The 24878-nt window shown below is 67.5% G+C and carries 23 protein-coding genes and 2 tRNA genes; 24 read left to right on the forward strand and 1 reads right to left on the reverse strand.

Annotated features, from left to right (window positions below; all coding sequences use genetic code 11):
* Positions 1-44 precede the first annotated feature (44 nt).
* The 4 genes from trpA to AAD027_RS06845 all read left to right on the forward strand — a co-directional run bounded on the left by trpA (position 45) and on the right by AAD027_RS06845 (position 4315).
* Positions 45-845 (forward strand): tryptophan synthase subunit alpha, encoded by an 801-nt coding sequence (gene trpA, locus AAD027_RS06830; protein ID WP_341725258.1) that lies wholly within the window; start codon positions 45-47, stop codon positions 843-845.
* A gap of 88 nt (positions 846-933) precedes the next feature.
* Complete coding sequence (gene accD, locus AAD027_RS06835; protein ID WP_341725259.1) at positions 934-1830, forward strand: acetyl-CoA carboxylase, carboxyltransferase subunit beta; 897 nt, start codon at positions 934-936, stop codon at positions 1828-1830.
* The gene (gene glmM / locus AAD027_RS06840; protein WP_341725260.1) at positions 1827-3173 is read left to right on the forward strand and encodes a phosphoglucosamine mutase; all 1347 of its coding nucleotides are present in this window, start codon (positions 1827-1829) and stop codon (positions 3171-3173) included. The genes accD and glmM overlap by 4 nt, the downstream gene beginning before the upstream one ends.
* Before the next feature lie 203 nt (positions 3174-3376).
* Positions 3377-4315 carry an isopenicillin N synthase family dioxygenase gene (locus AAD027_RS06845; protein ID WP_341725261.1) on the forward strand — a complete coding sequence of 313 codons (939 nt, stop codon included), beginning with the start codon at positions 3377-3379 and terminating at the stop codon, positions 4313-4315.
* A 150-nt stretch (positions 4316-4465) separates the two neighbouring features.
* Here AAD027_RS06845 and AAD027_RS06850 read toward each other — a convergent pair whose 3' ends face one another.
* Positions 4466-5263 carry an SDR family NAD(P)-dependent oxidoreductase gene (locus tag AAD027_RS06850; protein ID WP_425605412.1) on the reverse strand — a complete coding sequence of 266 codons (798 nt, stop codon included), beginning with the start codon at positions 5261-5263 and terminating at the stop codon, positions 4466-4468.
* A gap of 157 nt (positions 5264-5420) precedes the next feature.
* Here AAD027_RS06850 and tpiA point away from each other — a divergent pair, with 157 nt between their 5' ends.
* The 20 genes from tpiA (at position 5421) to nusA (ending at position 24820) form a co-directional block, all read left to right on the forward strand.
* A complete protein-coding gene (tpiA, locus tag AAD027_RS06855) occupies positions 5421-6179 on the forward strand; it encodes a triose-phosphate isomerase (protein ID WP_341725263.1) in 759 nt (252 codons plus the stop codon).
* 60 nt (positions 6180-6239) lie between these two features.
* Positions 6240-6686: a preprotein translocase subunit SecG gene (secG, locus tag AAD027_RS06860; protein ID WP_341725264.1), complete on the forward strand. Its 447-nt coding sequence runs from the start codon at positions 6240-6242 to the stop codon at positions 6684-6686.
* Positions 6687-6732: 46 nt separating this feature from the next.
* A tRNA-Leu gene (locus tag AAD027_RS06865) sits at positions 6733-6817 on the forward strand.
* Between the two features lie 402 nt (positions 6818-7219).
* Complete coding sequence (locus AAD027_RS06870; protein WP_341725265.1) at positions 7220-7576, forward strand: NADH-quinone oxidoreductase subunit A; 357 nt, start codon at positions 7220-7222, stop codon at positions 7574-7576.
* Positions 7567-8121, forward strand: coding sequence for a NuoB/complex I 20 kDa subunit family protein (locus AAD027_RS06875; protein ID WP_097122440.1), 555 nt, complete (start codon positions 7567-7569; stop codon positions 8119-8121). The genes AAD027_RS06870 and AAD027_RS06875 overlap by 10 nt, the downstream gene beginning before the upstream one ends.
* 52 nt (positions 8122-8173) lie before the next feature.
* Positions 8174-8905 (forward strand): NADH-quinone oxidoreductase subunit C, encoded by a 732-nt coding sequence (locus tag AAD027_RS06880; RefSeq protein WP_341725266.1) that lies wholly within the window; start codon positions 8174-8176, stop codon positions 8903-8905.
* Positions 8902-10206, forward strand: coding sequence for an NADH-quinone oxidoreductase subunit D (locus AAD027_RS06885; protein ID WP_341725267.1), 1305 nt, complete (start codon positions 8902-8904; stop codon positions 10204-10206). The genes AAD027_RS06880 and AAD027_RS06885 overlap by 4 nt, the downstream gene beginning before the upstream one ends.
* Positions 10203-10730, forward strand: coding sequence for an NADH-quinone oxidoreductase subunit NuoE (gene nuoE / locus AAD027_RS06890; RefSeq protein ID WP_341725268.1), 528 nt, complete (start codon positions 10203-10205; stop codon positions 10728-10730). The genes AAD027_RS06885 and nuoE overlap by 4 nt, the downstream gene beginning before the upstream one ends.
* 4 nt (positions 10731-10734) lie before the next feature.
* Positions 10735-12078 carry an NADH-quinone oxidoreductase subunit NuoF gene (gene nuoF, locus AAD027_RS06895; protein WP_341725269.1) on the forward strand — a complete coding sequence of 448 codons (1344 nt, stop codon included), beginning with the start codon at positions 10735-10737 and terminating at the stop codon, positions 12076-12078.
* Between the two features lie 115 nt (positions 12079-12193).
* A complete protein-coding gene (nuoG, locus tag AAD027_RS06900) occupies positions 12194-14428 on the forward strand; it encodes an NADH-quinone oxidoreductase subunit NuoG (RefSeq protein ID WP_341725270.1) in 2235 nt (744 codons plus the stop codon).
* Positions 14425-15516: an NADH-quinone oxidoreductase subunit NuoH gene (nuoH, locus tag AAD027_RS06905; protein WP_341725271.1), complete on the forward strand. Its 1092-nt coding sequence runs from the start codon at positions 14425-14427 to the stop codon at positions 15514-15516. Before nuoG ends, nuoH begins: the two co-directional genes overlap by 4 nt.
* A 3-nt stretch (positions 15517-15519) precedes the next feature.
* A complete protein-coding gene (nuoI, locus tag AAD027_RS06910) occupies positions 15520-16008 on the forward strand; it encodes an NADH-quinone oxidoreductase subunit NuoI (protein ID WP_341725272.1) in 489 nt (162 codons plus the stop codon).
* Between the two features lie 10 nt (positions 16009-16018).
* Entirely contained in the window at positions 16019-16672 is a 654-nt protein-coding gene (locus AAD027_RS06915; RefSeq protein ID WP_341725273.1) for an NADH-quinone oxidoreductase subunit J, read from the forward strand.
* Positions 16669-16974, forward strand: coding sequence for an NADH-quinone oxidoreductase subunit NuoK (nuoK, locus tag AAD027_RS06920; protein ID WP_341725274.1), 306 nt, complete (start codon positions 16669-16671; stop codon positions 16972-16974). The genes AAD027_RS06915 and nuoK overlap by 4 nt, the downstream gene beginning before the upstream one ends.
* Positions 16975-16990: 16 nt before the next feature.
* Positions 16991-19243 carry an NADH-quinone oxidoreductase subunit L gene (gene nuoL / locus AAD027_RS06925; RefSeq protein WP_341725408.1) on the forward strand — a complete coding sequence of 751 codons (2253 nt, stop codon included), beginning with the start codon at positions 16991-16993 and terminating at the stop codon, positions 19241-19243.
* 66 nt (positions 19244-19309) lie between these two features.
* Positions 19310-20821 carry an NADH-quinone oxidoreductase subunit M gene (locus AAD027_RS06930; protein WP_341725275.1) on the forward strand — a complete coding sequence of 504 codons (1512 nt, stop codon included), beginning with the start codon at positions 19310-19312 and terminating at the stop codon, positions 20819-20821.
* Between the two features lie 9 nt (positions 20822-20830).
* Complete coding sequence (gene nuoN, locus AAD027_RS06935) at positions 20831-22291, forward strand: NADH-quinone oxidoreductase subunit NuoN (protein ID WP_341725276.1); 1461 nt, start codon at positions 20831-20833, stop codon at positions 22289-22291.
* Between the two features lie 135 nt (positions 22292-22426).
* Positions 22427-22503 (forward strand) — tRNA-Met (locus tag AAD027_RS06940).
* A 166-nt stretch (positions 22504-22669) separates the two neighbouring features.
* Positions 22670-23305, forward strand: coding sequence for a ribosome maturation factor RimP (rimP, locus tag AAD027_RS06945; protein ID WP_341725277.1), 636 nt, complete (start codon positions 22670-22672; stop codon positions 23303-23305).
* 3 nt (positions 23306-23308) lie between these two features.
* Positions 23309-24820, forward strand: coding sequence for a transcription termination factor NusA (gene nusA, locus AAD027_RS06950; protein WP_341725278.1), 1512 nt, complete (start codon positions 23309-23311; stop codon positions 24818-24820).
* The last annotated feature ends 58 nt before the right edge of the window (positions 24821-24878 follow it).

The raw sequence follows: 24878 nt of genomic DNA on the forward strand, positions 1-24878 counted from the left end.
AGCCCCTCCTACAACAGCCGATCAACCGAGCCATCCGGACCGCCATGACCCGCTTCGAAACCAAGTTCGCCGAACTCAAGGCCGCCGGCCGCAAGGCGCTGGTGCCTTTCATCACCGCCGGCGATCCGTCGCTGGAAGCCACAGTGCCGGTGATGCATGCGCTGGTGCGGGCGGGTGCCGACGTGATCGAACTGGGCGTGCCGTTCTCCGACCCGATGGCCGACGGCCCGGTGATCCAGCGCAGCTCCGAGCGCGCGCTGGCGCGTGGGGCCGGGCTGCGCTACGTGCTGGAGGCGGTGGAGGTGTTCCGCCAGCAGGACGACGGCACCCCCATCGTGCTGATGGGCTACCTGAACCCGGTCGAGATCCACGGCACCGAACGTTTCGCCCGGGAAGCCGTCGCTGCGGGCGTGGACGGCGTGCTGCTGGTGGACCTGCCGCCGGAAGAGGCCGGGGAAACCCGCGCCGTGTTCGACCGGCACGGACTGTCCCTGATCGCGCTTGCCTCGCCCACCACCTCGCCCGAACGCCTGCGGATGCTGTGCGAGACCGCGCAGGGCTACCTGTACTACGTCAGCTTCGCCGGGGTGACCGGCGCTTCGGACCGGCTGGACACCGTGGCGGCGGGCGAGCGCCTCAAGCAGCTGCGCGCGGCCTCGCGGGTGCCGGTGGTGGCCGGTTTCGGCATCAAGGACGCCGCCAGCGCCGCCGCCATGGCGCCGGACGCCGACGGGGTGGTGGTGGGCAGCGCGCTGGTGGCGGCCCTGGCCGAACCGGGCGGGCAGGCCCCGGAATTGCGCGCCGCAGCATTCCTGGCCCCGTTGCGGCAGGCCTTGGGCGCCTGAGCGCCCCGGGAACTCACATTGGGGCGACTGAGCTAAACTGCCGCGCTAATCCATTCGGCCCCGCCCGGGGCAGGAAGCAAGACCAAGCATGAGCTGGCTCAGCAAACTAATGCCGTCCGGCATCCGCACCGAGGGCGGCGGCGGCAGGAACAAGCGCAGCGTCCCCGAAGGGCTCTGGGAGAAGTGCGACCGTTGCGGCGCCGTCCTGTACCGGCCCGAGCTGGAGGAAAACCTGGAAGTCTGCCCCAAGTGCAGTTTCCACATGCCGATCCGCGCGCGCGCGCGGATGGCGGCCCTGTTCGACTCCGGCACCACCCAGGAAATCGGCGCCGCCCTCGGCCCGACCGACGTGCTGAAGTTCAAGGACCAGAAGAAGTATTCCGACCGCATCAAGGCCGCGCAGAAGAGTACCGGCGAGCGCGACGCGCTGGTCACCCTGCAGGGCAAGCTGAAGGGCCGCGACCTGGTCGCCAGCGCCTTCGACTTCGCCTACATGGGCGGCTCGATGGGCTCGGTGGTCGGCGAGCGCTTCTCGCTGGGCGCCGAGAAGGCGCTGGAGATCGGTTCGCCGTTCGTGTGCTTCTCCGCCAGCGGCGGCGCGCGCATGCAGGAAAGCCTGTTCTCGCTGATGCAGATGGCCAAGACCTCGGCGGCGCTGGGCAAGCTGCGCGAGGCCGGCCTGCCCTACATCTCGGTGCTGACCCATCCCACCACCGGCGGCGTGTCGGCCTCGTTCGCGATGCTGGGCGACATCAACATCGCCGAGCCGGAGGCGCTGATCGGCTTCGCCGGCCCGCGCGTGATCGAGCAGACCGTGCGCGAAACGCTGCCGGAAGGCTTCCAGCGCTCCGAATTCCTGTTGGCCCACGGCGCCATCGACCAGATCTGCGACCGCCGCGAACTGCGCGACCGCCTGGCCGACCTGCTGGCGCTGATGATGCGCCAGCCCAAGCCGGAAGACAGCGCACTGGTGGATGCCGCATGAGCCGCAAGTACTTCGGCACCGACGGCATCCGTGGCCGCGTCGGCGAGGGTCCGATCTCGGCGGATTTCGTGCTGCGCCTGGGCAACGCCCTGGGCCGCGTGCTGGGCGAACGCACCGGCCGCCGCCCGATCGTGGTGATCGGCAAGGACACGCGCATCTCCGGCTACATGTTCGAGGCCGCGCTGGAGGCCGGGCTGGTCGCGGCCGGCGCCGACGTGCAGTTGATGGGGCCGATGCCGACCCCGGCGGTGGCGTTCCTGACCCGCACCCTGGGTGCCGACGCCGGCATCGTCATCAGCGCCTCGCACAACCCGCACTACGACAACGGCATCAAGTTCTTCTCCGCCGAGGGCGAGAAGCTGGACGACGCCACCGAGGCGGCCATCGAGGCGGCGCTGGCCGCCGACTTCGTCACCGTGGAATCGGAAAACCTGGGCAAGGCCATCCGCAGCCGCGACGTGGTCGGCCGCTACATCGAATTCTGCAAGGCCAGCGTGCCGCGCGGCTTCGACCTGCGCGGGCTGAAGATCGTGCTGGACTGCGCGCACGGCGCCACCTACCACATCGCGCCGCTGCTGTTCCGCGAACTGGGCGCACAGGTGACCGCCATCGGCGCCGAGCCCGATGGCCTGAACATCAACGCCGGCGTCGGTTCGATGCATATCGACAACCTGTCGCGCAAGGTGCGCGAGGCCGGCGCCGACCTGGGCATCGCCTTCGACGGCGACGGCGACCGCGTGCTGATGGCCGACGACCAGGGCAATGCGGTCGACGGCGACGATCTGCTGTACGTGCTGGCCCGCGACTGGCAGGCCAGCGGGCGACTGCGCGGCGCGGTGGTCGGCACCCTGATGACCAACTACGGGCTGGAACGCGCGCTGGCCGCGCACGGCATCGCGTTCCTGCGCGCCAAGGTCGGCGACCGCTACGTGCACCAGGCGCTGGTCGAAGGCGGCGGCGTGCTGGGCGGCGAGGCCTCCGGGCATTTGCTGTGCCTGGACCGCGCCACCACCGGCGACGCCATCGTCAGCGCCTTGCAGGTGCTGGAAGCGCTGAAGCGCAACCGGCAGTCGCTGCGGCAGTCGCTGGAAGGCCTCAGCAAGGTGCCGCAGAAGACCGTCAACGTGAAGCTGGCCAATGGCGCCAGGCCGACCGAGGCGGCCAGCGTGCAGGCCGCGCTGGCGCAGGCGCAGGCGGCGGTGTCCGGCCGCGGCCGCGCGTTCCTGCGTCCCTCCGGCACCGAGCCGGTGGTGCGGGTCACGGTGGAGGCCGACGACGAGGCGCTGGTGCAGGCCACGCTGGAAACGCTGGCCGACGCGGTGCGTACCGCAGCGGCGCACTGAATCCCGTGGGAGCGGCCTCCGGCCGCGAGCTCTTTCTTGGATGGGTTGCCGGACTGCCGGAAAGCTCGCGGCCGGAGGCCGCTCCTACTGTCATCTGTTGCCCCAGGTTGCCCATGGCTGGGCGATAATCACCGTACCTACGACCTTCCCGGCGCAAGACGCCAGCGCCTCCCGTGGGGAAGGCATGAACCGACGAGTCCCGCATGACCGCACGCATCCCCACTCTCGACATCACCCGTTTCGACAGCGATCGCGAGGCCTTCGTGGCCGAGTTGGGCGCGGCCTACCGCGAATGGGGTTTCGCCGGCATCCGCAACCACGGCATCGCGCAATCGCGGATCGACGCGGCCTACGACGTGTTCCAGAAGTTCTTCGCGCTGCCGGAGGAAACCAAGCGCAAGTACCACGTCCCCGGCAGCGGCGGCGCGCGCGGCTATACGCCGTTCGGCGTGGAGACCGCCAAGGATTCCAAGCACTTCGACCTCAAGGAGTTTTGGCACATCGGCCGCGAGATCCCGGACGACTCCAAATACCGCGAGGTGATGCCGCCCAACCTCTGGCCGGACGAAGTGCCGGGTTTCCGCGAACACGGCTACGGCCTGTACGAAGCGCTGGACCAGTTGGGTTCGCGGGTGCTGTCGGCGCTGGCCCTGCACATCGGCTTGCCGGAGCACTGGTTCGCCGACAAAACGAATTCGGGCAATTCCATCCTGCGTCCGATCCATTACCCGCCGATCACCGCCGACGACATTCCAAACGTGCGCGCCGGCGCGCACGAGGACATCAACCTGATCACCCTGCTGGTGGGCGCCAGCGCGGCCGGACTGGAGGTATTGTCGAAGAAGGGCGAGTGGGTGCCGTTCACCTCCGACGCCGACACCATTGTGGTGAACATCGGCGACATGTTGCAGCGCCTGACCAATCACGTGTACCCGTCCACCACGCATCGCGTGACCAATCCGCCGGGCGAGCAGGCGCGCCAGCCGCGCTACTCGGTGCCGTTCTTCCTGCACCCGAACCCGGATTTCCTGATCGACGTGCTGCCGTCCACGGTCACCGCGGACAATCCCAAGCGCTATCCCGAAGCGATCACCGCGCAGGGGTACCTGGAAGAGCGCCTGCGCGAGATCAAACTGAAGTAGGAGCGCCCTAGGGCGCGATGCTTTACATGCCGCCGATGCAAGGGCATCGCGGCCAAGGCCGCTCCTACAAGGCGCCGATGATCCTGTAGGAGTGCCCTCGGGCGCGATGCCTTCCGTTCCGGCGATGCAAGGCATCGCGGGGAGGGCCGCTCAATCCAGCGGCCGCACCTTGCGCGAGTTGCGCGCCATCAATCCCATCGCCGTCCGGTGCGGCAGCAGCTTCACGACGGCGTGCATCAGCCGGTAGCGCCAGCCGGGCACGACCAGCACGTCGCCGCGTTCGTTGCCGTCGATGCCGGCGCGTGCGACCTCGGCGGTGTCCAGCCACATCCTCGGGGAGACGCGCATCTTCGCGCGCGTGCCGGTGACGTCGTGGAACTCGGAGTAGGTGAAGCCCGGGCACAGCGCGGTGACGTGCACGCCGCGGTTGGCGTTCTCCAGCGCCAGCGCCTCGCTGAACTTCAGCAGGAAGCTTTTCGCGGGCGCGTACAGCGTCTGCCCGTCGGCGGCGGGCATCAGCGCCGCGAACGAGGCGACGTTGAGGATGCGTCCGTCGCCGGCATCGCGGATCGACGGCAGCAGGCGCCAGGTCAGTTCGCTGACCGCGCCGACCATGACCTGGAGGAAGTCCGTATGCATCTTCCAGTCGCTCTTCAGGTAGCGGCCGGGCACGCCGTAGCCGGCGTTGTTGACCAGGATGCGGATTTTCGCCCCGCGCCGTCCGATCTCCTCCACGAGCAGCGCCGGCGCGGCCGGGTCCGCCAGGTCGGCCGCGATCACCTCCACCGGCACCTGCGCGCGCAGTTCCTGCGCCAGCGCTTCCAGCCGGTCCGCGCGCCGGGCGGTCAGCACCAGCGGGACGCCGCGGCGGGCGTATTCGCGCGCGATCTGCGCGCCGATGCCACTGGAAGCGCCGGTGACCAGCGCGTGGCCGGTGGAGGGGGCGATGGCGGAAGGGGAGGTCATGGGGCGGTTTTCCTCGCGGGCGCGGGTGCGCGTTGGCCGGCACCATAGCGTGCCGGAAGCAACGGCGCAGTCCGTCGGGGAGGCCGCCGTGGCGAACATCGGCTAGACTTGCGCGCCGAACTGGACAGGAATTGGTCTTATGCGCCGCAAGATCGTGGCCGGAAACTGGAAGCTCCATGGCGACCGCAGGTTCGCCCACGCCCTGATGGACGAGTTGGCCGCCGGCCTGCCGCTGGAGGGCGTGGAGATCCTGGTCCTGCCGCCGTTGCCGTACCTGGGCGAACTGATCGAGGAATACGGCCCGCGCGGCGTCGAGTTCGGCGCGCAGGACGTGAGCAGCAACGAGAAGGGCGCCTACACGGGCGAAGTCTGCGCTTCGATGCTGGTGGACGTCGGCGCGCGCTACGGCCTGGTCGGCCATTCCGAGCGCCGCCAGTACCACAACGAGAGCAGCGAACTCGTCGCGAAGAAATTCCTGGCCGCCAGGCACGCCGGGCTGGTCCCGGTGCTGTGCGTGGGCGAGACCCAGCAGCAGCGCCAGGACGGCCAGACCGAATTCCGCATTCAGAAACAGTTGCAGGCGGTGTTCGACCTGGCCGGCCCGCAGGCCTTCGAGGGCGCGGTGGTCGCCTACGAGCCGGTCTGGGCCATCGGCACCGGCCAGACCGCCTCGCCGGCGCAGGCGCAGGCCGTGCACGCCTTCATCCGTGGCGAAGTGGCCGCGCGCGATGCTAGAATCGCCGATTCGCTTCCCTTGCTGTACGGGGGCAGCGTGAAGCCCGACAACGCCGCGGAACTGTTCGCGCAGCCCGATGTCGATGGAGGGCTGGTGGGCGGCGCTTCGCTGGTCGCCCGGGATTTCCTGGCCATCGCGCAGGCGGCGGCCCGCCGGGGATGAACCCCGGTACGGTCCGCCCCGCGGGGGCTGGACGACTCAACCGGTTGAGACTGATTGCAAATGTGGATGTTGATCCTGAATGTGGTGTACGTGCTGGTGGCCATCGCGATCATCGCGCTGGTGCTGATGCAGCGGGGTTCCGGCGCCCAGGCGGGCTCGGGCTTCGGCGCGGGCGCCTCCGGCACGGTGTTCGGCGCGCGCGGCGCGTCCAATTTCCTGTCCAAGAGCACCAAGTGGCTGGCGATCCTGTTCTTCGGCATCAGCCTGTTCATGGCCTGGTACGCCACCCACAGCGCGCGCCCGACCACCCAGCAGAACCTCGGCGTGATGTCGCAGCAGGCCGCCCCGGCGCCCGCCGCGCCGGTCGGCGAACTGCCCAGGCAGTCCACCGTGCCCAGCACGCCGATCGAGGTTCCGGCCGTGCCGTCGACCGTGCCGGCCGCTCCGCAGGAGGCCGCCCCCGCGACGGGCGAGCAGGCGCCGGTCGCCCCGCCGCAGGGCGACTGACCCCAGCTACAATGGCGCGGCGCGCAGGCGCCGAGCAGGTTTCATTGCCCAGGTGGCGGAATTGGTAGACGCACTACCTTGAGGTGGTAGCGACGAAAGTCGTAGGGGTTCGAGTCCCCTCTTGGGCACCAGTTGCAACGGCATCCGCGACCGTCATCGCGGAGAACGGCGCAAACCGCCGCTCGTTGTCGAAAGCCCGCCGCATGGCGGGCTTTTTGTTGTGCGGAATGCGACGGCGACGGCGGGTAATCGTTTACTAGCGAGTTCACCAACCGTTACAATCCCGTCGATTCGTTGCCGGCCCGGTACGTGTTGCGGAAGGGCGGCGACGGAACGCGTCCATGCGCCGGTACGCCGACGGTGGATTCCGAGGTGGATGCTGTCGGGAAGTCCGGCCAACCGGCCTTCCATGCGCACCCGCGCAAGGCCGCGGCGGTTGCCCGGTCCCTGGCGAAATGCGAGTCCTTCGCGAGCCGCACGCATGCAGCGTGTAGACTTCGCGCGGGGCGGATAGGACAAGAAGAGACGAGCGAGTGCTGGCCAATTACCTGCCCACCCTGTTGTTCCTGATCGTCGCCACCGGCATCGGCATCGCGCTGATGGTGGCCGGCCGCTTCCTTGGTCCGCGCCGCCCGGACATGCGCAAGCTGTCCCCGTACGAATGCGGCTTCGAAGCGTTCGAAGACGCGCGCATGAAGTTCGACGTGCGCTACTACCTGATCGCCATCCAGTTCATCGTCTTCGACCTGGAAATCATCTTCATCGTTCCGTGGACGCTGGTGTTCCAGGAACTGGGTCCGCGTGCGCTGGTCACGATGGGCCTGTTCGTGGGCATGCTGTTCCTCGGCTTCATTTACGTTTGGAAGAAGGGAGCGCTCGAATGGGAGTGATCCAGACCATCGACCGCCTGATGACCAACCCGATCCCGGAAGGGCGGGTGGACGACATCCTGCGCCCCGAAGGCGACAACCCGCTGCTGGAAAAGGGCTACGTGACCACCAGCGTGGACGCGCTGATGAACTGGGCGCGCACCGGCTCGATGTGGCCGATGACCTTCGGCCTGGCCTGCTGCGCGGTGGAGATGATGCACGCCGGCACCTCGCGCCTGGACCTGGACCGCTACGGCGTGGTGTTCCGCCCGTCGCCGCGCCAGTCCGACGTGATGATCGTGGCCGGCACGCTGGTCAACAAGATGGCCCCGGCGCTGCGCAAGGTCTACGACCAGATGCCCGACCCCAAGTGGGTGATCTCGATGGGCAGCTGCGCCAACGGCGGCGGCTACTACCACTATTCGTACTCCGTCGTGCGCGGCTGCGACCGCATCGTGCCGGTGGACGTGTACGTGCCCGGTTGCCCGCCCACGGCCGAAGCGCTGGTGTACGGCATCCTGCAGTTGCAGAAGAAGATCTGGCGCACGCAGACCATCGCGCGCTGATCCGCTTTCCCCCGAAGCCCCCGACATCCCCCTTCAGAGCACGCCACGCCCCATGGCAGAGCAAGCTGCAAACTTCACCGACCAGCTGCGCACGCGTTTCGCGGATGCGGTGGTCACCGTCGCCGAACCGCGCGGCGAAGCGACGCTGGAAGTCCCGTCGCCGTCCTGGCACGCGGTCTGCCTGGCGCTGCGCGACGAGTTCGGTTTCGAACAGGCCGTGGACGTCTGCGGCGTGGACTACCTGGGCTACGGCAGCGACGAGTGGGACACCGCCGACGTGTCGTCCGAAGGTTTCAGCCGCGGCGTCGAAGGCTTCGGCCCCGGCCGCTTCGACTGGGCGCAGCGCCCGCAGGGTGGCGCCCAGCAGCCGCGCCGGTTCGCCGTGGTCGCGCACCTGCTGTCGTACCGGCACAACCGCCGCCTGCGCGTGCGCTGCTTCGCGCCGGACGACGGCCTGCCGGTGGTCGCCTCGGTCACCGACATCTGGCCGGGCGCGAACTGGTTCGAGCGCGAGGCGTTCGACCTGTTCGGCATCATCTTCGAGGGCCATCCGGACCTGCGCCGCATCCTGACCGACTACGGTTTCGTCGGCCATCCGTTCCGCAAGGACTTCCCGCTGATCGGCAACGTCGAAGTCCGCTACGACGAGGAGAAGAAGCGCGTGGTGTACGAACCGGTCACCTCGGTGGAGCCGCGCGTCGGCGTGCCGCGCGTGATCCGCGACGACGCCCGCTACCAGACCGCCGCCGGCGAAGCCGCGGCGCGCGAGGGCACCCAGCCATGAGCAGCCAACCGTCCGGCATCGCCTTCGCCAGCAACGCGGCCGAGAGCAAGCAGGAAATCCGCAACTACACGCTGAACTTCGGTCCCCAGCATCCCGCCGCGCACGGCGTGCTGCGCCTGATCCTGGAAATGGACGGCGAGACCATCGTGCGCGCCGACCCGCACGTGGGCCTGCTGCACCGGGGCACCGAGAAGCTGGCCGAGTCCAAGCCGTTCAACCAGTCGATCGGTTACATGGACCGCCTGGACTACGTGTCCATGATGTGCAACGAGCACGCCTACGTGCGCGCCATCGAGACCCTGATGGGCATCGAGGCGCCGGAGCGCGCGCAGTACATCCGCACCATGTTCGACGAGATCACCCGCATCCTGAACCACCTGATGTGGGTGGGCTCCAACGCGCTCGATCTGGGCGCGATGGCGGTGATGCTGTACGCGTTCCGCGAGCGCGAAGAGCTGATGGACTGCTACGAGGCGGTCAGCGGCGCGCGCATGCACGCCACGTACTACCGTCCGGGCGGCGTCTATCGCGACCTGCCGGACCGTATGCCGAAGTACAAGGAATCGCCCTGGCGCAAGGGCAAGACGCTGAAGCAGTTCAACCAGGCGCGCGAAGGCTCGCTGCTGGACTTCCTGGAAGACTTCACCCACACGTTCCCGTCGCGCGTCGACGAGTACGAAACGCTGCTGACCGACAACCGCATCTGGAAGCAGCGCACCGTGGGCATCGGCGTGATCTCGCCGGAGGAAGCCCGCGCCTGGGGCATGACCGGTGCGATGCTGCGCGGCTCCGGCATCGAGTGGGACCTGCGCAAGAAGCAGCCCTACGCCAAGTACGACACCGTGGATTTCGACATCCCGGTCGGCGTCAACGGCGACTGTTACGACCGCTACCTGGTCCGCGTGGCCGAGATGCGCCAGTCCAACCGCATCATCCAGCAGTGCGTGAAGTGGCTGAAGGCCAATCCCGGCCCGGTCATGGTGCAGAACTTCAAGGTCGCCCCGCCGTCCCGCGAGGAGATGAAGGACGACATGGAAGCGCTGATCCACCACTTCAAGCTGTTCAGCGAGGGCTACTGCGTGCCGGCCGGCGAGACCTACGCCGCGGTGGAAGCGCCCAAGGGCGAGTTCGGCTGCTACCTGGTCAGCGACGGCGCTAACAAGCCGTTCCGGCTGAAGCTGCGCGCGCCGGGCTTCGCGCATCTTTCTTCGATGGACGCCATCGTCAAGGGCCACATGCTGCCCGACGTGGTGGCGATGATCGGTACCTATGATCTTGTCTTTGGTGAGGTGGACCGATGAGGGCCACGGGTAATTTCGAAGCGGCGCAGCACGTCGATCCTCTGGTGGCGCTGAGCGACAGGACGCGCGCGCACATCGACCACTGGCTGACCAAGTTCCCGCCGGACCGCAAGCGTTCGGCGGTGCTGCAGGGCCTGCACGCCGCGCAGGAGCAGAACGACGGCTGGCTGACCGACGAGCTGATCGCCGCGGTCGCCAAGTACCTGGACCTGCCGCCGGTGTGGGCGTACGAGGTCGCCAGCTTCTACTCGATGTTCGAGACCGAGAAGGTCGGCCGCAACAACGTGGCGTTCTGCACCAACATCAGCTGCTGGCTCAACGGCGCCGAGGACCTGGTCAGGCACGCCGAGAAGAAGCTGGGCTGCCGGCTGGGCGAATCCACCGCCGACGGCCGCGTCTACCTGAAGCGCGAGGAAGAGTGCGTGGCCGCGTGCTGCGGCGCGCCGGTGGTCGTCATCAACGGCCATTACCACGAGAAGCTCACGCCCGCGAAGGTGGACGAGCTGCTGGACGGGCTGGAGTAAGCGCATGGCACATCATCCGCACGCATCCGAGGGTTACGGCCCGGTCGGCCCGGCCCCCAGGGAGCACCAGGTCGTCTACACCACGCTGCATTTCGACAAGCCGTGGTCGTACGAGAACTATCTGAAGACCGGCGGCTACAGCGCGCTGCGCAGGATCATCGAGGAGAAGATCCCGCCGGCCGACGTGGTCGAGATGGTCAAGCAGTCCGGCCTGCGCGGCCGCGGCGGCGCGGGCTTCCCGACCGGCCTGAAGTGGAGCTTCATGCCCAAGGGCGACATGCAGAAGTACATCCTCTGCAACTCCGACGAATCCGAGCCGGGCACCGCCAAGGACCGCGACATCCTGCGCTTCAACCCGCACGCGGTGATCGAGGGCATGGCGATCGCCTGCTACGCCACCGGTTCCACCGTGGGCTACAACTACCTGCGCGGCGAGTTCCACCACGAACCGTTCGAGCACCTGGAGGAAGCCACCGCCGAGGCCTACAAGCACGGCTGGCTGGGCAAGAACGTGCTGGGCTCCGGCATCGACATCGACATCTTCAACGCGCTGGGCGCGGGCGCCTACATCTGCGGCGAAGAGACCGCGCTGATGGAATCGCTGGAAGGCAAGAAGGGCCAGCCGCGCTTCAAGCCGCCGTTCCCGGCCAACTTCGGCCTGTACGGCAAGCCCACCACGATCAACAACACCGAGACCTACGCTTCGGTGCCGGCGATCGTCCGCAACGGCGCGGAGTGGTTCCTCAACCTGGGCAAGCCGAACAACGGCGGCCCGAAGATCTTCTCGGTGTCCGGCCACGTCGCGCGTCCGGGCAACTACGAGATCCGCCTGGGCACGCCGTTCGCCGACCTGCTGGAGATGGCCGGCGGCATCCGCAACGGGCACAAGATCAAGGCGGTCATTCCCGGCGGTTCGTCGATGCCGGTGCTGCCGGGCGACACCATGATGGGCCTGACCATGGACTACGACAGTATCCAGAAGGCCGGTTCCGGCCTGGGCTCGGGCGCGGTCATCGTGATGGACGAGACCACCTGCATGGTGCGCGCCTGCCAGCGCATCAGCCGCTTCTACTTCAAGGAAAGCTGTGGCCAGTGCACGCCGTGCCGCGAAGGCACCGGCTGGATGTACCGCATGCTGACCCGCGTGGTGGACGGCAAGGCCACGCTGGAGGACCTGCATACGCTGAAGGCGGCCGCCGGCCAGATCGAAGGCCACACCATCTGCGCGTTCGGCGAAGCCGCCGCGTGGCCGGTGCAGGGCATGCTGCGCCACTTCTGGCACGAGTTCGAGTACTACATCGCCAATGGCCATTCCATTGTCGATGCGAAGGTGGAGGCTGCGGCATGAAGCCGGGATTCGCAATTCGGGATTCGGGACCGGAACAAGCACGCGATCGTTCGCGTGGAGCACTCCCCGATCCCCAATCTCCAATCCCCAATCCCGGCTCCGAAGGAGCCCGTGCATGAGCGCGCAACCCGTGAATCCCAACCTGCCGCCGGACCACGTCACCGTCTTCATCGACGGGCAGGAACTGGCCGCGCCGAAGGGTTCGATGATCATCCAGGCCGCCGACAAGGCCGGCATCCCGATCCCGCGCTTCTGCTACCACGAGAAGCTGCCGATCGCGGCCAATTGCCGCATGTGCCTGGTCGACGTGGAGAAGATGCCCAAGCCCGCGCCGGCCTGCGCCACGCCGGTGATGGACGGCATGAAGATCGCCACGCGCAGCGAGAAGGCGTTGAAGTCGCAGCGCAACGTGATGGAGTTCCTGCTGATCAACCATCCGCTGGACTGCCCGATCTGCGACCAGGGCGGCGAGTGCGAACTGCAGGATCTGTCGCTGGGCTACGGCCGTTCGGTCAGCCGCTTCCAGGAACGCAAGCGCGTGGTGCCGGACGAGGACATCGGTCCGCTGGTCGCCACCGAGATGACCCGCTGCATCCAGTGCACCCGCTGCGTGCGCTTCACCGCGGACGTGGCCGGCACCTACGAACTGGGCGGCATGTACCGCGGCGAGAACCTGCAGATCGGCACCTACGACGGCAAGCCGCTGACCACCGAGATTTCCGGCAACGTCATCGACGTGTGCCCGGTGGGCGCGCTGACCAACAAGGTGTTCCAGTTCCGCGCCCGTCCGTGGGAACTGATCGCGCGCGAATCCATTGCCTACCACGACGCGATGGGGTCCAACCTGTTCTTCCACTCGCGCCGCGGCGAAGTGCTGCGCGCGGTGCCGCGCGAGAACGAAGCGGTCAACGAATGCTGGCTGTCCGACCGCGACCGCTATTCGCACCAGGGCCTCTACGCCGACGACCGCGCGGTCAAGCCGCTGCAGAAGGTCGATGGCGAATGGCGCGAAGTGTCGTGGGCCGAAGGCCTGGCCGCCGCCGCCGAGATCCTGCGCGCCCACCAGGGCGACAGCCTGGGCGTGCTGGCGCATCCGGCCGTGTCGAACGAGGAGGGCGGCCTGCTGGCGAAGCTGGCCGAAGGCCTGGGCACCGGCAACCTGGACCACCGCATCAACAACCGCGACTTCTCCGATGGCGCCGTGGCCGAGCCGTTCGCGCTGCCGCTGGCGGAGATCGAGCAGGCCGACGTGATCGTGCTGTTCGGCAGCAACATCCGCCACGAACTGCCGCTGCTGCACCAGCGCATCCGCAAGGCCGTCCGCATTGGCGCCAGGGTGCACGCGGTCAACCCGGTGGATTTCGATTTCGCCTTCAGCCTGGCCGGCAAGCAGATCGTCGCGCCGTCGCAGCTGGGCGAGGCGCTGAACGGCGCCGCACTGCGCGACGCCGCCAAGGCGGCCAACCGTGCAGTCGTGATCGTCGGCGGCATCGTCGAGAACCATCCGCAGGCCGCCGCGCTGCGCGCCGCCGCGGCCGAGTTCGCCGCGGCCACCGGTGCGTCGCTGTGCCGCATCCCGCAAGGCGCCAACGCGGTGGGCCTGGCCCGCCAGGGCGTGCTGCCGACCGGCCGCGACGTGGCGCGCATGTTCGCCGAACCGCGCAGCGCCTATGTCATCTACGGCATCGAGCCGGGCCTGGATTTCGCCGATACGCCGGCCGCCACAAAAGCTTTGGTGTCGGCCAAGGTCGTGGCGTTCAGCCATTTCGCCTGCAAGTCCACCCGCGACGTGGCCGACGTGATCCTGCCGATCGGTGCGCTGCCCGAGATCGACGCCACGCTGACCAACCTGGACGGCGTGGACCAGCGCACGCAGGCGGCCGGCAAGCTGCCGGGCGAGGCGCGTGAAGGCTGGCGCGTGCTGCGCGCGCTGGGCGGCGAACTGCAACTGGCCGGTTTCGAATTCACCGACCTCGCGGGCGTGCGCGCCTCGATCGCGGGTGGCAAGGCGGTCACGGTGGCCACGTCCGCCGCGCCGGCCGCATCGACCGAAGGCCTGCAACTGGCAGTCAGCGCCGCGATCTACCGCACCGACGGCACCGTGCGCCGCGCCAAGGCGTTGCAGGCGCATCCGCTCAACGTCGGCGCCCGCATCGTGCTGAACCCGGCCGACGCGCAGTCCGCCGGCGTGGTCGACGGGCAGGTGGCCAAGGTCGCCAATGGCAGCGGCACCGCGACCCTGCCGGTGGTGGTGGACGCCCGCGTCGCCGCGGGCGCCGCATGGATCGAGAGCGGCTACGGCGCCACCGCGCCGCTGGGCGCCGGACGTGTCACGATGGTGAGCGCATGAACGAGCTGTTGATCAACGCCGTCGGCCCCCTGCGCGAGTGGTTCTTCGGGCTGGGCGACATCGGCATGGTGCTGTGGATCGTGCTGAAGATACTGTTGATCGCCATGCCGGTGATCATCGCGGTCGCGTTCTACGTGGTGTGGGAACGCAAGCTGATCGGCTGGATGCACGTGCGCCACGGGCCGATGTACGTGGGCATGGGCATCTTCCAGGCCTTCGCCGACGTCTTCAAGCTGCTGTTCAAGGAGATCATCCAGCCCAGCAGCGCGCAGAAGACCATGTACATCCTGGCGCCGCTGATCACCCTGGCGCCGGCCTTCGCCGCGTGGGCGGTGGTGCCGTTCGACTACAAGCTGGTGCTGTCCAACGCCAACGCCGGCCTGCTGTACCTGCTGGCGATGACCTCGCTGGGCGTGTACGGCATCATCATCGCCGGCTGGGCGTCGAACTCGAAGTACGCCTTCCTCGGCGCCATGCGCTCCGCCGCGCAGGTGGTCAGCTACGAGATCGCGATGGGCTTCGCGCTGGTCGGCGTGATGATCGCCGCCGGCAGCCTGAACCTGACCGACATCGTGATGGCGCAGGCTGGCGATTCGGGCTTCTTAGAGTGGTTCTGGCTGCCGCTGTTCCCGCTGTTCATCGTCTACTGGGTGTCCGGCGTGGCCGAGACCAACCGCGCGCCGTTCGACGTGGTGGAGGGCGAGTCGGAAATCGTGGCCGGCCACATGGTGGAATATTCCGGCGCGGCGTTCGCGCTGTTCTTCCTGGCCGAATACGCCAACATGATCTTGGTCAGCTTCCTGGTCTCGCTGTTCTTCCTGGGCGGCTGGCTGAGCCCGCTGCAGGGCTGGATCACCGCCGACGTGTCGCCGTGGGTCGACTGGATCTGGACCGGCGGTTGGCCGTGGCTGCTGCTGAAGGTGCTGTTCTTCGCCAGCGCCTACATCTGGTTCCGCGCCAGCTTCCCGCGCTACCGCTACGACCAGATCATGCGGCTGGGCTGGAAGGTGTTCATTCCGCTGACCATCGCGTGGATCGCGGTGACGGCGTTGATGGTGTTCTTCGGCGTGTTCGAGAAGGGTGTGTAAGACATGAGCAAGGTAGTGCACTACTTCAAGAGCCTGATGCTGCTGGAACTGATGCAGGGCCTGTGGCTGACGCTGAAGTACACCTTCAAGCCGAAGTACACGCTGATGTACCCGATGGAGAAGTTCCCGCAGTCGCCGCGCTTCCGCGGCCTGCACGCGCTGCGCCGCTACCCGAACGGCGAGGAGCGCTGCATCGCCTGCAAGCTGTGCGAGGCGGTCTGCCCGGCGCTGGCCATCACCATCGACTCGGCTCCGCGCGAGGACGGCACCCGCCGCACCACGCGCTACGACATCGACCTGTTCAAGTGCATCTACTGCGGTTTCTGCGAGGAAAGCTGCCCGGTGGATTCGATCGTGGAGACGCACGTGCTGGAGTACCACTTCGACAAGCGCGGGCAGAACATCGTCACCAAGCCGCAGCTGCTGGCGATCGGCGACCGGCTGGAAGCCGAGATCGCCGAACGCCGCGCCGCCGACGCCGCCTTCCGCTGAGGTCAGAAGAATGGATTGGGTCTTGATCAGCTTCTACGCCTTCGCCGCCGTCGCGGTCGTCGCCGCCGGCGCGGTGATCAGCGTGCGCAACCCGGTGCATGCCGTGCTGTGCCTCATCCTGACGTTCTTCTCGGTGGCCTGCACCTGGCTGCTGGTGGGCGCGGAGTTCCTGGGCGTGGCCCTGATCCTCGTCTACGTGGGCGCGGTGATGGTGCTGTTCCTGTTCGTGGTGATGATGCTGGACATCGACATCGTCAAGATCCGCGAGGGCTGGGTGAAGTTCCTGCCGCTGGGCCTGCTGGTGGCGGTGGTGATGCTGGCGCAGATGCTGGTGCTGATCGGCATCAAGGCGCGCACCGCCACGCCGTTCCCCGACAACGCCGCATCCGCCGCCGCCGAAGTGTCCAACACCGCCTGGCTGGCGCGAACGCTGTTCACCGAGTTCCTGCTGCCGTTCGAGTTCGCGGCGGTGATCCTGACCGTGGCCGTGGTGGCGGCGGTGATGCTGACGCTGCGCAAGCGCACCGGCATCAAGACGCAGGACCCGGGCGAGCAGTCGCGCGTCAAGGCCGGCGACCGCCTGCGCATGGTGAAGATGGCGGCCGAGAAACCCGTACGCGAAACCTCCGGCGGCGAACCCGGCGGAGAGGAGGGCACGCCATGATCACCGTAGGTCACCTGCTGGCGCTGGGCGCGGTGCTGTTCTGCATCAGCCTGGCCGGCATCTTCCTGAACCGCAAGAACGTCATCGTGCTGCTGATGTCGATCGAGCTGATGCTGCTGTCGGTCAACGTCAACTTCGTCGCCTTCTCGCGCGAGCTGGGCGACGCGGCCGGGCAGATCTTCGTGTTCTTCATCCTGACCGTGGCCGCGGCCGAGGCCGCCATCGGCCTGGCGATCCTGGTCACCCTGTTCCGCACCCGGCGCACGATCAACGTCGCCGAAGTCGACACGCTCAAAGGCTGATGCACCGATGACTGGTCTGGAAGTAGTCCTCTCCAAGAACGTGCTGCTGGCCATCGTGCTGGCGCCGCTGCTGGGCAGCATCGTCGCCGGCCTGTTCGGGCGGCAGGTGGGGCGCGCCGGCGCGCATACCGTCACCATCCTGGGCGTGGCGATCAGCTGCGCGTTGTCCGGCTGGGTGCTCTACCAACTGGTGGGGCAGGGCGCCCCGCCGTTCAACCAGAACATCTACACCTTCTTCGAGGTGGGCGACTACAGCGGCCATGTCGGCTTCATGATCGACAAGCTGACCGCGATGATGATGGTGGTGGTGACCTTCGTCTCGCTGCTGGTGCACGTCTACACCATCGGCTACATGGCCGACGATCCGGGCTACCAGCGCTTCTTCAGCTACATCTCGCTGTTCACCTTCAGCATGCTGATGCTGGTGATGAGCAACAACTTCCTGCAGCTGTTCTTCGGCTGGGAAGCGGTGGGCCTGGTGTCGTACCTGCTGATCGGCTTCTGGTTCAAGCGCCCGACCGCGATCTTCGCCAACATGAAGGCGTTCCTGGTCAACCGCGTGGGCGATTTCGGCTTCCTGCTGGGCATCGGCTGCGTGCTGTTGATGTTCGGCACGCTGGACTACGCCACCGTGTTCGCCAACGCGCCGCTGCTGGCCGGCAAGGCCATCCCGGTGTGGTCCGGCGCGATCAGCCTGTTCGGCCAGACCTGGCAGGTCCTCGATGAGCCGATGATCTGGTCGGTCGCCACGCTGACCTGCATCTGCCTGTTCATCGGCGCGATGGGCAAGTCGGCGCAGGTGCCGCTGCACGTGTGGCTGCCCGACTCGATGGAAGGCCCGACCCCGATCTCGGCGCTGATCCACGCCGCGACGATGGTGACCGCCGGCATCTTCATGGTGGCGCGCATGTCGCCGCTGTTCGAGCTGTCTCCGACCGCGCTGGACTTCGTGCTGTTCATCGGCGCCACCACCGCGCTGTTCACCGGCCTGATCGGCATCGTGCAGAACGACATCAAGCGCGTGGTGGCCTATTCCACGCTGTCGCAGCTGGGCTACATGACGGTGGCGCTGGGCGTGTCGGCCTATTCGGCGGCGGTGTTCCACCTGATGACGCACGCGTTCTTCAAGGCGCTGCTGTTCCTCGGCGCCGGCTCGGTCATCATCGCGATGCACCACGAGCAGGACATGCGCAAGATGGGCGGCCTGCGCAAGTACATGCCGATCACCTTCGCCACGATGTGGATCGGCACGCTGGCGCTGGTCGGCACGCCGTTCTTCTCGGGTTTCTACTCGAAGGACACCATCATCGAGGCGGCCAAGCACCACCAGCACGTGGCGCACGAGTTCAACGGCAGGCTGGCCGAGCTGGGGGCGATGGCGCCGCAGGGCATCTCCGGCCCCAGCGAGTGGGTGGCCACCTACGGCTACTGGGCGGTGCTGCTGGGCGTGTTCGTGACCAGCTTCTACAGCTTCCGCCTGCTGTACCTGACCTTCCATGGCAAGGAGCGCTTCCGCGACGCCCATGCCGACCATGGTCATGGCCATGATGCCCACCACGACCATGCGCACGACGATCACGCGCACGCTGGCCACGCCAGCGACGACGACCACGGTCATGGCCACCACGGCGCGCACGAGCCGCACGAATCGCCGTGGGTGGTGACGCTGCCGCTGATCCTGCTGGCGATCCCGTCGATCTTCATCGGCTACTTCACCATCGGCCCGATGTTGTTCGGCACCGACTGGAGCGGCCACCACGAGCAGTTGCCGTTCTTCCTGGGCGCGATCGACTTCATCAACACCGATCCGAACGCCGCGTTCTCGGCCAGCGACACGGTCAGGGCGCTGAAGGAAGAGTTCTGGCACGGGCCATGGGCGTACGCCTTGCACGGCATGAAGGCGTGGCCGTTCTGGCTGGCGCTGGCGGGCTTCGCGCTGGCGACCGTGCTGTACCTGTGGAAGACCGAATGGCCGGCCAGGCTGCGCAAGGTGTTCGCGCTGCCGGTGCGGATCCTGGAGAACAAGTACGGCATGGACGACCTGTGGATCGGCGGTTTCGCCGGCGGCGGCATCAAGCTGGGCAAGGTGTCGCGCGCCATCGACAGCCACGTGATCGACGGGGCGGCGGTGAACGGCACGGCGAAGCTGATCGACCTGGGCGCGCACCTGTTGCGTCGCACCCAGTCCGGCTACCTGTACCACTATGCCTTCGCCATGATCCTCGGCCTGATCGCGCTGCTGGCCGTGATCATCCGGTTCTGGCGGTAACGAACGACCTGACAGCGATGCCGTGGCAATGACTGTCCTGGCGATGAACTAAACGGATACCACAACGTGTCGAACTGGCCCTTGCTTAGTGTTCTGATCTGGCTGCCCATCCTGGGCGGCGTGCTGGTGCTCGCGCTGGGCAACGCCCGCGCGAACGCGGCCCGCTGGCTGGGCTTCGCGGTGGCGGTGCTGACCCTGGTCTCCAGCGTGGGCCTGCTGACCGGCTTCGACTACGCCAACCCGGGCCTGCAGTTCGTCGAGAGCCACGCGTGGATCCCCAGCTTCGACATCCACTACAACGTGGGCGCCGACGGCATCGCGGTGGCGCTGCTGCTGCTGAACACGCTGATCACCGTGCTTACGCTGGCCGGCGCCTGGGGTTCGGTGAACAAGCGGGTGTCCCAGTACGTGGCGGCGTTCCTGATCCTGGAAGGCCTGACCAACGGCATCTTCGCCGCCAGCGACGCCGTGCTGTTCTACGTGTTCTTCGAGGCGATGCTGATCCCGATGTTCCTGATCATCGGCGTCTGGGGCGGCCCGCGCCGCATCTACGCGTCGCTGAAGTTCTTCCTGTACACCTTCCTCGGCTCGGTGCTGATGCTGGTGGGACTGGTCTACCTGTACGTCAAGGGCGGCAGCTTCCAGTTGGCCGACCTGTACGCGATGCCGCTGAACGCCAAGGAGCAGACCTGGCTTTTCTTCGCCTTCCTGATCGCGTTCGCGGTGAAGATCCCGATGTTCCCGGTGCACACCTGGCTGCCGGACGCGCACGTGGAGGCGCCCACGGCCGGCTCGGTGATCCTGGCGGCGATCGCGCTGAAGATCGGCGGCTACGGCCTGCTGCGCTTCAGCCTGCCGATCGTGCCCGACGCCGGCCACGAGTGGGCCACCTTCGTCATCGTGCTGTCGCTGATCGCGGTGGTCTACGTGGGCCTGGTGGCGCTGGTGCAGGACGACATGAAGAAGCTGATCGCCTATTCGTCGGTCTCGCACATGGGCTTCGTCACCCTGGGCATCTTCATCGCCTTCGGCCTGGTCCGCGACTACGGCAACCTGGACGGCGCCCGCCTGGGCCTGCAGGGCGCCATGGTGCAGATGATCAGCCACGGCTTCGTCTCCGGCGCCATGTTCACCTGCGTGGGCGTGCTGTACGACCGCATGCACACCCGCATGATCAAGGACTACGGCGGGGTGGTGAACACGATGCCGTGGTTCGCCGCGTTCTTCGTGCTGTTCGGCATGGCCAACTCCGGCCTGCCGGGCACCAGCGGCTTCGTCGGCGAGTTCATGGTCATCCTGGCCAGCTTCCAGAAGCACCCGCTGATCGCCTTCTTCGCCGCCACCACGCTGGTGATCGGCGCGGCCTACACGCTGTGGCTGGTCAAGCGCGTGATCTTCGGCGAAGTGGCCAACGCGCACGTGGCGGAATTGAAGGACATCAACCTGCGCGAGGCGCTGGTGCTGGGCGGCTTCGCGGCGGGCGTGCTGGCGCTGGGCGTGTATCCCAAGCCGCTGACCGACCTGATGGAGCCCTCGATCGCGCAACTGGCGATGCAGCTCGCCAACAGCAAGCTGTAAGGACGAACGATGACGACGCCGATGCCAATCTCCGCCGCCGACCTGCAGCCGCTGCTGCCGGAGCTGATCCTGATCGGGGGCGCGTTCGCGCTGCTGATGCTGGACCTGTTCCTGGACAACTCCCGCCGCGTGATCACCCATGCGCTGTCGCTGCTGGTGCTGGCGGTGGTGGTGTGGATGCTGGCCACGGGCGTGGGCGGGCAGGGCAGCGTGTTCAGCGGCATGTTCGTGCGCGACACCCTGGCCGACGTCAGCAAGGTGGTCATCGTGGCCGTCAGCGGGCTGTCGCTGGTCTACGGCTGGCCGTACCTGCGCGAGCGCAACCTGTATCCGGGCGAAGTGCCGGTGCTGGTGATGTTCGCCACCGCGGGCATGATGATGATGGTCTCCGCCGGCAGCCTGGTGATGGTCTACCTGGGCCTGGAGCTGCTGGCGCTGTGTTCCTACGCTCTGGTCGCGCTGAACCGCGACGACGGCCTGTCGGCCGAAGCGGCGATGAAGTACATCGTGCTGGGCTCGCTGGCCTCGGGCCTGCTGCTGTACGGCATGTCGCTGGTCTACGGCGCGACCGGGTCGCTGCACCTGCCGGCCATCTTCGACGCCACCGGCCAGGCGCTGGATGGCGGCGAGGACCGCCTGCTGCTGCTGACGGGCGTGGTGTTCATGGTCGCCGGCGTGGCCTTCAAGCTGGGCGCGGCGCCATTCCACATGTGGCTGCCCGACGTGTACCAGGGCGCGCCGACGCCGGTGACGCTGTTCATCAGCTCGGCGCCCAAGCTGGCCGCGTTCGGCATGGCGTTCCGCCTGCTGCAGGACGGCGTGGGTCCGGCGGGCGCGCAGTGGCAGTGGCTGCTGGCCGGCCTGGCGGCCGCATCGCTGGTGATCGGCAACCTGATCGCCATCGCGCAGACCAACCTCAAGCGCATGCTGGCCTATTCGACGGTCTCGCACGTGGGCTTCCTGCTGGTCGGCTTCGCCGGCGGCGGGGAAACCGGCTACGCGGCGGCGCTGTTCTACGCGATCAGCTACGCGATCATGTCGGCGGCGGCGTTCGGCGCCATCATCGTGCTGTCGCGCCAAGGCTTCGAGGCCGACCGGATCGACGACTTCAAGGGCCTCAACGCGCGCAACCCCTGGCAGGCCGGCCTGGTGCTGTGCGTGATGGCCTCGCTGGCCGGCGTGCCGCCTTTCCTGGGCTTCTGGGCCAAGCTGGTGGTGCTGGGCGCGGCCGTCAACGGCGGCTTCCTGTGGCTGGCGCTGGTCGGCGTGCTCTGCGCGGTGATCGGTGCGTACTACTACCTGCGCATCATCAAGGTCATGTACTTCGACGAACCGGTGGGCGAAGTGCCGCCGCCGCGCGCGGACCGCGTGGTGCCGATCGTGTTCGGCGTCAACGCGCTGGGCCTGCTGGCGCTGGGCATCGCCTGGAACCCGATCATGGCGTGGTGCAAGCTGGCGTTCGCGGGCTGAGGCAGGCATCATCCGTTCGCCTTCCGCCGGCGTCGCCATCGCCGGCGAACGTACCGTCGATGAACGCGCCGTTTTGTTTCATTGCCAATCAAGGCTTGCAATGAACCGGCGTATTCAGCATAATTCCGCTTCTGCTGCGGGGTGGAGCAGTCTGGCAGCTCGTCGGGCTCATAACCCGAAGGTCGCAGGTTCAAATCCTGCCCCCGCTACCAAGTTTTCAAGTTCGGGAAGCCTCGTCATCCGAGGCTTCCCACCCTGAAGGCTCGGGCAAAGGAAGACGCATGTTCCCGTCTTCCAACCGAAATCCAGCGTATCGGACAAGGGGCCCAGCGGGCCCCTTGTCGTTTCCGCAATCTGAACACCTGGCACAGGACAACCGTGAGCGAAAAGGCCAACCAAATCGCCCTTCTGCTTGCCCCCACCGTGCAGGCCCTCGGCCTGGAACTGCTGGGGGCGGAATACCTGCCGGCTCCCGGCAGCGCCACGCTGCGCCTGTACATCGACGTGCGCGAAGACGAGCGCGAAAGCCGCTCCGTCAACATCGACGACTGCGAGGCGGTGAGCCGCGAAGTGTCGGCCCAACTGGACGTGGAAGACCCGATCACCGGCAACTACACGCTGGAGGTGTCCTCGCCCGGCGTGGACCGGCCGCTGTTCAGCCTGGACCACTACGCGCGCTTCGTCGGCGAGTCGGCCAAGGTGGTGCTGAAGCTGCCGCAGGACGGCCGCCGCCGTCTGCAGGGCGGGATCGCCCGGATCGACGGCGAGAACGTGGTCTTCACCGTCGACGATGCCGAACTGGCGGTCTCGTTCGATAATATCGACAAGGGACGGCTGGTCCCCGACTGGGCCGCGCTGGGCCTGGCGCCCGAAAAGCCCGGGGCCGGCGCGGGCCGCAAGCCCAAGGCCGGCGCCAAACCGGATTCCAGGCCCGGTGCCGCCAAGCGCGCGCCGGCCAAGAAAAGCAAGAGCAAACCCAACCAACCGGCGGCCGACAAGCCGCGCGCGGAGTGATCAATGAGTAAGGAATTGTTGCTGGTGGTGGATGCGGTCGCCAACGAGAAGGGCGTGCCGCGTGAAGTGATCTTCGATGCCATCGAGGCCGCACTGGCGTCCGCCGCCAAGAAGCGCTACATGGACCAGGACGTGCAGGTGCGCGTCACCATCGACCACAAGGACGGCAGCTACGAGACGTTCCGCCGCTGGGAAGTGGTGGCCGACGACGTGGTGATGGAATCGCCCGACCGCCAGATCCGCCTGATGGACGCGGTGGACGAAAGCGACGGCGCCGAAGTGGGCGACTGGATCGAGGAGAAGATCGAGAACCCCGACTTCGGCCGCATCGCCGCGCAGGCCGCCAAGCAGGTCATCGTGCAGCGCGTGCGCGAGGCCGAGCGCGCGCAGGTGGTCGATGCGTGGAAGGACCGCGTGGGCGAGCTGGTCACCGGCGTGGTCAAGCGCGCCGAGCGCGGCAACATCTACGTGGACCTGGGCGGCAACGCCGAGGCGTTCATCCCGAAGGACAAGGGCATCCCGCGCGACGTGCTGCGCGCCGGCGACCGCGTGCGCGGCTACCTGTTCGACGTGCGCTACGAGCCGCGCGGCCCGCAGCTGTTCATCAGCCGCGCCGCCCCGGAGTTCATGATCGAGCTGTTCAAGCTGGAAGTGCCGGAAGTGGGCCAGGGCCTGGTCGAGATCAAGGCCTGCGCGCGCGATCCGGGCGACCGCGCCAAGATCGCCGTGCTGGCGCACGACACCCGCACCGATCCGATCGGCGCCTGCATCGGCATGCGCGGCTCGCGCGTGCAGGCGGTGTCCAACGAACTCAACGGCGAGCGCGTGGACATCGTGCTGTGGAACGACAACCCGGCCACCTTCGTCATCAACGCGATGGCGCCGGCGGAAGTGCAGTCGATCATCGTCGACGAGGAAAAGCATTCGATGGACCTGGCCGTGGCGGAAGACCGCCTGGCCCAGGCGATCGGCAAAGGCGGCCAGAACGTGCGCCTGGCCAGTCGCCTGACCGGTTGGCAGCTCAACGTGATGACCCAGGACCAGGTCGCCGCCAAGTCCGAGGCCGAACAGGCCGTCGCCCGCCAGCTGTTCATGGACAAGCTGGAAGTGGACGAGGAAATCGCCGCCATCCTGGTCAGCGAAGGCTTCAGCACGGTCGAGGAAATCGCCTACGTGCCGGTCGGCGAACTGCTGGCGGTGGAAGGCTTCGACGAGGACATCGTCGAGGAGCTGCGCTCGCGCGCCCGCGACGCGCTGCTGAACGAAGCGCTGGCCGAAGAAGAGGGCCTGGAAGAGAACCACCCGGCCGACGACCTGCTGGCGCTGGAGGGCATGGACGAGGAAACCGCGTTCGCGCTGGCCTCGCACGGCGTCCGTACCAGCGAGGACCTGTCCGACCTGGCCGCCGACGAAGTGGTGGAATTCGGCATCGAGGGGCTGGACGAGGGTCGCGCCGCGGCGCTGATCCTGGCCGCCCGCGCCGAGGAGATCGCTCGTTTGGAGCGTGGCGCATGAGCGCCGCGCTGGCCCGGCTGGAACGCGGCGCATGAGCCGCCAATGAACGCCGCCCTGG

Source organism: Pseudoxanthomonas putridarboris, assembly GCF_038321125.1.
GTDB lineage: Bacteria > Pseudomonadota > Gammaproteobacteria > Xanthomonadales > Xanthomonadaceae > Pseudoxanthomonas_A > Pseudoxanthomonas_A putridarboris.

Bases quoted from the DNA above. Each gene is read 5' to 3' on its own strand.
- AAD027_RS06880 (WP_341725266.1), top strand. From the start codon at position 8,174: ATGGCAGAGCAAGCTGCAAACTTCACCGACCAGCTGCGCACGCGTTTC.
- nusA (WP_341725278.1), top strand. From the start codon at position 23,309: ATGAGTAAGGAATTGTTGCTGGTGGTGGATGCGGTCGCCAACGAGAAG.
- trpA (WP_341725258.1), top strand. From the start codon at position 45: ATGACCCGCTTCGAAACCAAGTTCGCCGAACTCAAGGCCGCCGGCCGC.
- nuoE (WP_341725268.1), top strand. From the start codon at position 10,203: ATGAGGGCCACGGGTAATTTCGAAGCGGCGCAGCACGTCGATCCTCTG.
- AAD027_RS06915 (WP_341725273.1), top strand. From the start codon at position 16,019: ATGGATTGGGTCTTGATCAGCTTCTACGCCTTCGCCGCCGTCGCGGTC.
- nuoI (WP_341725272.1), top strand. From the start codon at position 15,520: ATGAGCAAGGTAGTGCACTACTTCAAGAGCCTGATGCTGCTGGAACTG.
- nuoG (WP_341725270.1), top strand. From the start codon at position 12,194: ATGAGCGCGCAACCCGTGAATCCCAACCTGCCGCCGGACCACGTCACC.
- tpiA (WP_341725263.1), top strand. From the start codon at position 5,421: ATGCGCCGCAAGATCGTGGCCGGAAACTGGAAGCTCCATGGCGACCGC.
- secG (WP_341725264.1), top strand. From the start codon at position 6,240: ATGTGGATGTTGATCCTGAATGTGGTGTACGTGCTGGTGGCCATCGCG.
- AAD027_RS06885 (WP_341725267.1), top strand. From the start codon at position 8,902: ATGAGCAGCCAACCGTCCGGCATCGCCTTCGCCAGCAACGCGGCCGAG.
- accD (WP_341725259.1), top strand. From the start codon at position 934: ATGAGCTGGCTCAGCAAACTAATGCCGTCCGGCATCCGCACCGAGGGC.
- nuoN (WP_341725276.1), top strand. From the start codon at position 20,831: ATGACGACGCCGATGCCAATCTCCGCCGCCGACCTGCAGCCGCTGCTG.
- AAD027_RS06875 (WP_097122440.1), top strand. From the start codon at position 7,567: ATGGGAGTGATCCAGACCATCGACCGCCTGATGACCAACCCGATCCCG.
- nuoF (WP_341725269.1), top strand. From the start codon at position 10,735: ATGGCACATCATCCGCACGCATCCGAGGGTTACGGCCCGGTCGGCCCG.
- nuoK (WP_341725274.1), top strand. From the start codon at position 16,669: ATGATCACCGTAGGTCACCTGCTGGCGCTGGGCGCGGTGCTGTTCTGC.
- glmM (WP_341725260.1), top strand. From the start codon at position 1,827: ATGAGCCGCAAGTACTTCGGCACCGACGGCATCCGTGGCCGCGTCGGC.
- AAD027_RS06845 (WP_341725261.1), top strand. From the start codon at position 3,377: ATGACCGCACGCATCCCCACTCTCGACATCACCCGTTTCGACAGCGAT.
- nuoH (WP_341725271.1), top strand. From the start codon at position 14,425: ATGAACGAGCTGTTGATCAACGCCGTCGGCCCCCTGCGCGAGTGGTTC.